This window comes from Massilia sp. CT11-108, assembly GCF_047302915.1.
In the GTDB taxonomy this organism is placed as follows: domain Bacteria; phylum Pseudomonadota; class Gammaproteobacteria; order Burkholderiales; family Burkholderiaceae_D; genus Telluria; species Telluria orientalis.
In genome coordinates this window covers 1-5,535 of sequence record NZ_JBKYMO010000377.1, presented here as the reverse complement: position 1 = coordinate 5,535, position 5,535 = coordinate 1, and the positions used below count along the sequence as shown (strand labels likewise).

Genomic DNA, 5,535 nt, shown 5'->3' with positions numbered 1-5,535 from the left:
TGGCGGCACCGGCGGCCGCGTACACCTCGACGGCGTCGTTGCGCTCGACGAGGACGCCGGGCATGCCGTAGCCGGCCCCGCGCACGGCGTTCGACGCGACGGACGTCGACACGGATTTCTCGACCGAGATGCCGTACTTGTTGTCCTCGCAGACGAAGACGACGGGCAGCTTCCACACGGCCGCCAGGTTCAGCGCCTCGTGGAACGCGCCCTGGTTGGCGGCGCCTTCGCCGAAGAAGGCGATCGCGACCCAGTCCTTGCCGAGCTTGCGCGCGGCGAGCGCGGCGCCGCAGGCCTGCGGGGCGCTGGCGCCCACGATGCCGCTGCAGGAAAACTTGGTCGGCACGTGGAACAGGTGCATGTGGCCGCCCTTGCCGCGGCCCAGGCCCGTGTCCTTGCCAAACATCTCGGCCGTCATCGCGTCGAGCGGCACGCCCTTGGCGATGGCGAAGTGGTGCGAGCGGTGCGCGCCGACGACGCTGTCGTCATTGCCCAGGTGCGCGCACACGCCGACGGCGACCGGCTCCTGGCCGGCCGCGAGGTGCATCTCGCCCGGCACGGGGCCGGCGCCGATGTCGAACGCGAGGCCCTTCTGGATCTTCGGGGGCAGCTTGCCCTCGAGGTAAACCTTCGCCATCGTTTCTTCGTACTCGCGGATCTCGATCATCTTCTCGTACATCCAGAGCAGGTGTTCCCGTGTCGGCTGCATGTTGCTGTCTCCTTGTCTGTGGGTTGGTGCATGCACCTACCCCTTCAGCAAATTCGATGCCATGCCCGTTTCCCCCGTCGCGACGGGCAAAAACGCCTGTTTCGGCCGCGCGGACGCGCCAAATGTCGCAGGCACGGGCCGCCCGGCTGCGACATCTGTTTCAGCGCGGACGGCCGCGCACAGCCCTGCAAGAGTGAGCCGCGTGGTGGCACCGTTTTTGCAGATGCGACCAGCGCAGTACCTACAACAATCAATGGAGACGACATGAAAGAGACACACAAGACGCGCAAGCTGCTTGCGCTGCTGGCCTGCGCGGCCGCGGGTTCCACCCACGCGGCCGTGGAATTCGAGACGCCGGGCGGCTGGAAGCTCGGCACGGACGGCTGGATCATCGTGCAGGCGCACCGCCAGAACGGCGACGACGCCGGCACGACGGGCTTTCGCATGACGTCGGGCACGACGCCGAGCCTGTTCGCGTTCACCGTGACCTCGCCCGCCATCGACGGCATCACGTACAGCAGCCGCGTGGGCCTGTACATCAACTCCCAATCGGGCGAAGGCAACTTCCGCAACGCGGGCAACGTCGGCAACACGGGCAGCAAGTCGCTGGACCCGCGCGAGATGTGGGCGAAGGCGTCCGCCTCCTGGGGCGAGATCGTGATCGGCAAGTCTTACGGCATCTACCAGGCGGAACCCGTGCTGGCCGATGCGTCCGTGCTGGCGGGCGGCCTGACGGGCTACGACGTCGTCAACACGACCAACGCGCTGGCCGCGACCTTCAACGCGGGCTATATGTACACGAACTTCAACGCGGGCCTGCGCTACAACTCGCCGAAGACCGTGCCGCTGTCGTTCTCGGTGGCGCTGTACGACCCGAGCCAGATCCGCAACGTGTTCACGGGCGCCGGCGCCGACCAGACGAATTCGCCGCGCGTGGAAGGCGGCGTGTATTGGAACGACCAGCTGGCCGGCGCGAAGTTCAAGCTGTACGGCGACTTCACGTGGCAAACGGCGCGCCACTGCACCGTCGCGGGCGGCGGCGCCTGCGTGCAGGACGACGTCCACACGCGCGGCATCTCGGCCGGCACGACGGTCGACGTGGGCCCGCTGAACTTCCACGTCTCCGGCTTCAAGGCGGACGGCCTCGGGTCCGTGCTGATGCAGGACGTCGACGCGCTGGATGCCGCCGGCCGCGAACGCCGCAGCCGCGGCGGCTTCGCCCAGGTCGTGTGGCATGCGACGGACGCGCTGTCGCTGCGCGCCAGCTACGGCCGCACGCGCATCGACGACACCGCGAGCACGCCGGGCCACCTCGCGCAATCGCGCATCGGCGGCGCCTATTACGCGGTGAACCCGCACGTGACGGTGTATGCCGAACTCGCGCGCTCGACGTTCTCGCTGAACCCCGTCTTCGGCCGGCCGACCAACACCCGCTACGCGACCCTCGGCGGCCGCTTCGTGTGGTAATCCATCCAACGCATTCCGAGGAACCCAACATGCATCCGACCACCCGTTCCAACACGGCGGCCGCCGTCGCCGCCTTCCTGCTCGCCCTGTCGCTCACGCAGCCCGCGGCCGCCCACGACGACGACGACGCCAACTGGACGCAATACCACCGCACGTCGAACGCCTGGCGCTATTCGCCGCTGGACCAGATCACGACGCGCAACGTCAAGCAGCTGAAACCCGTGTGGATCCACCAGCCGGGCGACATCACGTCCGGCCTCGTTTCCACGCCGCTCGTGAAGGACGGCGTGCTGTACTACGTGGGCCCCAACAACCACGTGTTTGCGCTCGACGGCGCCACCGGCAAGCCGCTGTGGCACTACCAGCCGAAGCTGGCGGCCGTCGCGTCCGAAAGTTTCTATGCTTCGCTGGGCCGCAGCCTGACGCTGGGCCACGGCCGCATCTACCTCGGCACACTGGACGGCCGCTTCGTCGCCATCGACGACAAGACGGGCAAGGAAGTGTGGTCCACGCAGCTGACGGACCTGAAGAAATGCTTCGGCTGCCTGTTCTCGTCCTCGCCGGTGCTGGCGGGCGACGTCCTGATCGGGGGCACGACGGGCGGCGACCAGGCGCAGCGCGGCAAGATCTACGCGGTGAACGCCATCACGGGCGCGCAGATGTGGACCTTCGACACGATCCGCGACGATCCCGCCAGCTGGCCCGGCGACACGGGCGAAGTCGCGGGCGGCGGCGCGTGGATGCCGGGCACGTACGACGCCGCGTCGGACACGTTCTTCATCGGCACGAGCAACGCGGCGCCGGACTTCTACGGCGACGGCCGCAAGGGCGACAACCTGTACACGGCGAGCCTGCTGGCGCTCGATCCGAAGACGGGCAAGCTGAAATGGCATCGCCAGGAGATCCCGCACGACACGTTCGACTACGACTCCACGTACGAGGCCCTGCTGCTCAAGAAGGACGGCAAGGACGTCGTCGTCCACCTGAACAAGAGCGGCTTCGTGTTCGTGATGGACAAGGCGGACGGCAAGCTGGAAAACGTGTGGCCCCTGAGCCAGACCTACAACTTCGTCAAGACGATCGATCCGAAGACGGGGGAACTGATCGGCCGGCGCGAGATGCCGGTCGGGAAGGAGACCTTGCTGTGCCCCTACCTGCTCGGCACGCGCAGCTACAACGCGGGCGCGTACAACCCGAAGACGAAGCTGTGGTACACGAACGCGATGGAAGTCTGCCAGAACGTGATCCCGGCCAGGCAGGAGACGTCCGGCATGGGCATCGCGAGCCTGTACCTCGGCGTCGACAAGCTCGAAGCCGTGCCGCCGTCGGACCGTCCCGCCGAAGGCCGCCTCGATGCGCGCGACCCGCTCACGGGCAAGCTGAAATGGAGCGTCAAGTACCCGGTCCCGGGCCTGGGCAGCGTGCTGACGACGGGCGGCGGCCTCGTGTTCAACGGCGACCCGCAAGGCTTCGTGCACGCGTATGACGCCGACACGGGCGCGGAGCTGTGGAAGTTCCAGACCGGCTCCGGCATCCGCGGCGGCATCGTCAGCTATGCGGTGAACGGCAAGCAGTACATCGCCGTGCCGAGCGGCTGGGGTTCGCTGGCGCCCGGCTTCATGGCCTCCGCCTTCCCGGCCGTGAAGCAGCTCACGGGCGGCGCGGCGATGGTCGTGTTCGCGCTCGATTGACGTTCAGCGCGCACGGCGCGCTCGTTTTCACTTCAACGCGGGCGCCGCGCGCGCCCGCTTCACCACCAACGACAATCAAGGAGACTCTCATGTTCAAACCCATCGCCTGCGCCCTCGCGGTCCAGCTGCTGTGCGCATCCGCCGCCATGGCCGTCGCACCGACCATTTCCGGCCCCGCCAAGCCCGACCAGGCCATGATCGACGCGGGCGCGAAGCGCTTCAACCAGAGCTGCGTCTACTGCCACGGCAATGCCGGCTCGGGCGGCAAGGCGGCCCCGCTGCAGGGCCGCGACGACCTGACCAGGGAATACGTCATGGAGACGATCGCCAACGGCAAGCAGCGCGGCGCCTTCAACATGCCGGCGTGGAAAGGCGCGTTCAACGAGCAGCAGATCCAGGAGCTCACCGCGTACATCCTGTCGCTGAAGAACGCCGGCGCGGCGAAATAGGAGGCCGCCATGGCGCGTCTTCGTAAGCATGGCCTGGTCACCCTGGCCTGCGTGGCGGCCACCGCACACGCGCGTACGCTGCCCGAGATGGCGGCGTCGAACGAGTTCGTGATCTGCGCGGCGCCGGACGACATGCCGTTCTCGCGGCGCGACGGCACGCCCGCCGGGCTGTACGTCGACCTGGGCCGGCTCGTCGCGTCCGACCTCGGTCTCACGCTCGGCGTGCGCTGGATCCCGCGCCGCGAACTGGCCCGCCGCGTGGGCTGCGACGCGATCATGGGCGCGGCCGTCGTCAAGGCGGAGGACCACCCGGCGTCGTGGCGCAACGTGCTGACGGTGCCATGGATGCGGGCCGGTGCGGTCGTGGTGGACACGGGCCGCGGTCCCGCCGCCACGCTGGACACGCTGCGCACGGGCCACGTCGCGCTGCCGAGCGGCTCGTGGGCGCACCGCTGGCTCGATGCGCACGGCGTGCCCGTGTGGGTGCGGTTCCGGACCGATCCCGAGATCATCGCCGCCGTGGTGCGGGGCGACGCGGACGCCGGCGTCGTGTCGGACGTGGCGGCCGGCTGGTATCGGTTGCAAGCCGGCACGGGGAGCCTGCGCATACTGGACACGCTGCTAGATCCGGCCGAATTCGCCTTCGACGTGGCGATCGACCTGCTCGACACGGACGCCGCCACGCTGGATCGCGTGAACGGCATCGTGCGTGCGCGCCTGGCCGACGGTGCCATCGCGGCGCTCGGCATGCGCTACGGCGCGTACCGGCCGCCGGCCGGACAGCGCTAGGTCACGACTCCGCGTCCGCGCGTGCGGGCTCCTTGGGGCCCGCCGCGGCGCACACCCGCGCGCGGCACTGCTCTTCGCCGGCCGCGTTGTAGCGGCGGCACGACGCCAGCTGTTCCGCCGGCGTCGCCTTGCCCCGCTTCGGTTCCATATGGCCGATCAGCGCAGCCAGCAGCACCACGTCGCTGTCCTGCTCGCGCACCGCGCCCGGCTTCGCCTTCGTCTTCTTGTCCTTCGCGGCCTCGCGCGCCCGCTCCTGTGCCTTGGCGTGCGCGACCTTCGCATGCGCTTCCCTGCGTTCGGCCTTCTCCACCTTCGCGGACTTCTCCGGCTTGGCCGCCCGCTCCTTGTGCGGCGCGGGCACGGCCGGCGCCATGTCGGCCAGCGGATTGGTCATGGGCTCGACCGGCGCCGCCGGCTCGTCGTGCAGCAC

General features: G+C 69.1%; 5 protein-coding genes and 1 pseudogene. 4 read left to right on the top strand and 2 right to left on the bottom strand.

Features of this window, described 5'->3' with window-relative positions; all coding sequences use genetic code 11:
- A partial coding sequence (locus tag ACEN88_RS23295; protein WP_413343466.1) for a thiamine pyrophosphate-dependent dehydrogenase E1 component subunit alpha occupies nucleotides 1–709 on the bottom strand: 709 nt, incomplete at its 3' end.
- Nucleotides 710–973: 264 nt separating this feature from the next.
- Between ACEN88_RS23295 and ACEN88_RS23290 the strand changes: the two genes are divergently transcribed.
- The 4 genes from ACEN88_RS23290 to ACEN88_RS23275 all read left to right on the top strand — a co-directional run bounded on the left by ACEN88_RS23290 (nucleotide 974) and on the right by ACEN88_RS23275 (nucleotide 5,105).
- Nucleotides 974–2,176 (top strand): hypothetical protein, encoded by a 1,203-nt coding sequence (locus tag ACEN88_RS23290; protein WP_413343464.1) that lies wholly within the window; start codon nucleotides 974–976, stop codon nucleotides 2,174–2,176.
- A gap of 29 nt (nucleotides 2,177–2,205) precedes the next feature.
- Nucleotides 2,206–3,867 (top strand): pyrroloquinoline quinone-dependent dehydrogenase, encoded by a 1,662-nt coding sequence (locus tag ACEN88_RS23285; protein WP_413343462.1) that lies wholly within the window; start codon nucleotides 2,206–2,208, stop codon nucleotides 3,865–3,867.
- An 89-nt stretch (nucleotides 3,868–3,956) separates the two neighbouring features.
- A complete protein-coding gene (locus ACEN88_RS23280; protein WP_413343460.1) occupies nucleotides 3,957–4,316 on the top strand; it encodes a c-type cytochrome in 360 nt (119 codons plus the stop codon).
- A gap of 9 nt (nucleotides 4,317–4,325) precedes the next feature.
- A complete protein-coding gene (locus ACEN88_RS23275; protein WP_413343458.1) occupies nucleotides 4,326–5,105 on the top strand; it encodes a substrate-binding periplasmic protein in 780 nt (259 codons plus the stop codon).
- 1 nt (nucleotide 5,106) lies between these two features.
- On the opposite strand, the pseudogene ACEN88_RS23270 reads toward ACEN88_RS23275, so the two are convergent.
- A pseudogene (locus tag ACEN88_RS23270) lies at nucleotides 5,107–5,535 on the bottom strand (hypothetical protein); the annotation flags it as partial.